Annotated in this window: 3 protein-coding genes; 1 reads left to right on the top strand and 2 read right to left on the bottom strand. The window is 76.5% G+C overall.

Annotated elements, in window-relative coordinates; all coding sequences use genetic code 11:
- The coding region (locus BG452_RS32365; protein WP_188307920.1) for a DUF4184 family protein at nt 1-583 on the bottom strand (583 nt) is incomplete at its 3' end.
- A 119-nt stretch (nt 584-702) separates the two neighbouring features.
- Nucleotides 703-1770 (bottom strand): NUDIX hydrolase, encoded by a 1068-nt coding sequence (locus BG452_RS32360; protein ID WP_188307919.1) that lies wholly within the window; start codon nt 1768-1770, stop codon nt 703-705.
- 406 nt (nt 1771-2176) lie between these two features.
- Here BG452_RS32360 and BG452_RS32355 point away from each other — a divergent pair.
- A partial coding sequence (locus tag BG452_RS32355) for a PfkB family carbohydrate kinase (protein ID WP_223243047.1) occupies nt 2177-2676 on the top strand: 500 nt, incomplete at its 3' end.

The raw sequence follows: 2676 nt of genomic DNA, 5'->3' as shown, positions 1-2676 counted from the left end.
GCGGCGCGAGCCGCACGGCCGGTCGCACCGGCTCGACGGCCCGCACCGCGCGCGCCGCCCAGCCGCCCAGCGCGGCCAGCGCGAGCGCCGAACTCCCGTACTGCAGCGCCTCGTAGACCGGGACACCGGCCACCTGCCGGTCCAGTACGGGCAGCAGCCGCACCCCCAGCCGGCCACCGTGGGTGAACGCGTCCCAGCCGACGTGGGTGGCCGCGCCGACCGCCGCCGAGGCCAGGAACCAGGCCACGTCCGCGCCCCGGACACCCGAGCCCCGCCGGACCGTCAGTGCCTCCGCGCCGCCCGCCCAGCGCTCGGGCAACAGCCCCACCAGCGGCGCCCGCAGCAGCCCGTGCCACCCGGCCACCAGTGCGCCGGCGATCGCCACGTCCAACGTCGGCACCGCCCACCAGGCGTGGGTCAGCCCGCCGTGCCCGTACACCCCGGGCAGCAGCGACTCGGCGAAGAACGGCACGTCGGGCGCCATCGACCCGGCCACCAACGCCGAGGCCACCAAGGGCCCGCGCTGCCCGGCGGCGCGCAGCAGGGGCAGGACGGCGGCGGGGTGGCTCAGCGTGAACGGCATGGCCCCATCCTGACGCCCGCACCGCCCGCTCGACCAACCGGGGGCCGGGACCCGCCCCGCTCCGGGCCCGCCCCGTCCCCCGCTCCGCTCCGGGCCCGCCCCGTCCCCCGCTCCGGGCCCTACACGGCCTCCGCCGTACTGGCCAGGCCGAGCGCCACCCGGCACCCCGCCTCCAGGTACCGCAGCTCCCCGCTGCGCCGGGCGTCCAGCGCGGCAGCGAGGCGCCGGTAGCGGCTCGGCGGCAGCAGGTCGGCCGCCTCCTCCAGCGTGACGAACCGGCAGCCGCGCAGTTCCTCCTGCTGCAGCAGCACGTTCTGCCGCCCGGCGTCGTCCAGCAGCCCGCCGTCGTACATCAGCCGGAGGCCGCCGCGGCGCGGGCCGGTGCGCGGTTCCCAGTCGACGGCGAGCAGGCGCAGCACGGTGGGGTCGAGCCGCAGTCCGAGTTCCTCGGCGGTCTCGCGCAGCGCGGCGTCGGTGGGGGCCTCGCCGCGTTCGACCACGCCGCCGGGGAAGTCCCAGTCGGGCTTGTAGACCGGGTCGACGAGCAGCACCCGGTCCTGCTCGTCGAAGAACAGCACCGCCGAGGCCACGGTGTCCCCGGTCGGATCCTGGGCCTGGACGATCGGGCAGCGGGCGGCGCCGACCCGGACGAGCTCGGCGATCCGGTGCGCGGTCTCGCGCGGGGTGAGCCCGCTGCTGTCGATCATCCGGGCGTCGCCGACCAGCCAGCGGCGGGCGGCCCGGTAGCGGGGCAAGTGTTCGAGGCACCAGGTGCGGACCCGCTCGCTGCCCTCGGGATCGCCGGGGCATTCCTCGCGGTGCGCGATGCGGTCGCGCAGGATCGTTTCTTCTGGGTCCAGCACGAAGTGGTGCACCGTGATCCCGTGTGCGGCGAGGTCACCGAAGATCTCGTCCCGGTAGTCCTCTCTGAGCAGGGTCATCGGCACCACCAACGGCCCGCCGACCTCACCGAGCAGCGCGGCCGCCGTCTCCGGCACCAGCCGGCGCCAGGCCGCGAGGTCCTGGAAGTCGGACACCGTGGCCAGCCGGTCGGCCGGGAGCATCCGGCGCAGTCCGAAGCCCACCAGCTCGGGATCGAAGAGCACGCTCCCGGGCAGCAGTTCCACCAGCTCGCGGCAGGCACTCGTCTTGCCCGCCCCGAATGTGCCATTGACCCAGACGATCACAACGTCCCCTGCCCTCGACTTGCCCCGATGCCGTTCGCACCGGGCAGCGCCCCCGTCGGCCGAACCAGCGCCACCCGTGGTGGTACCCGCGGTACGCCGCTCCCCAAAACTGCTCGCCGCGCCCGCCCGCGCGCCCCGGCCCGCCCCTTGACAGCGGCATGTGCCCAGGCCACGGGCCCGGTACGGACACATGAGGATCGGCCGCCATCAAAGCTGCCCCCTACCGCCATCGCTTGCGCACAGGAAGTCGGACCGGCCGACTTCCCCCGCGCGCCCCACCCGTACGCCGCTCGCGCCGCTCCTGCGCCCTCTCGCTCTCCCGCCCGCCCCGGACCACCGGTCCGCTTCCAGCCGCCCGCCCACCCACCGCTTGCGCGGCCCGCGCCCCGCCGCGTACAGAGGAACGATGAAGCTGCTCCCCGCCGGCCGGGTCGTCGTCATCGGCTCGGTCAACACCGACCGCATCCTCCGCTGCCCCGTGCTCCCCGCGCCCGGCGAGACCGTCCTGGCCACCGGCACCAGCCGGGGGTTCGGCGGCAAGGGCGCCAACCAGGCGGTGGCGGCGGCCCGGATGGGGGCCGCCACGCACCTGGTCGCCGCGATCGGTCGCGACGCCGACGGCGAGGCGGCGCTCGCCGATCTGCGCGGCGCGGGAGTCGAGACGGGCGCCGTGCACGCGCACCCCGACGCGCCCACCGGCCAGGCCGTCGTCATGGTCGACCCCTCCGGCGAGAACAGCATCGTGGTGGTCCCCGGCGCCAACGCCCGGCTGACCCCGGACGAGGTCACCGCCGCCCTGGCCCGGCTCCACCTGCTCCCGGTCGACGTCGTGCTCACCAGCAACGAGGTCCCCGCCGAGTGCGTCCGGGCCGCCGCCGCGGCCCTGCCCAGCACGGGCGGGCGCGC

The sequence above is a fragment of the Streptomyces sp. CBMA123 genome (genome assembly GCF_014596465.1).
Classification (GTDB): Bacteria; Actinomycetota; Actinomycetes; order Streptomycetales; family Streptomycetaceae; genus Kitasatospora.
Note: the sequence above shows the minus strand (reverse complement) of the source record. Positions and strands in the feature narration are given on the sequence as shown.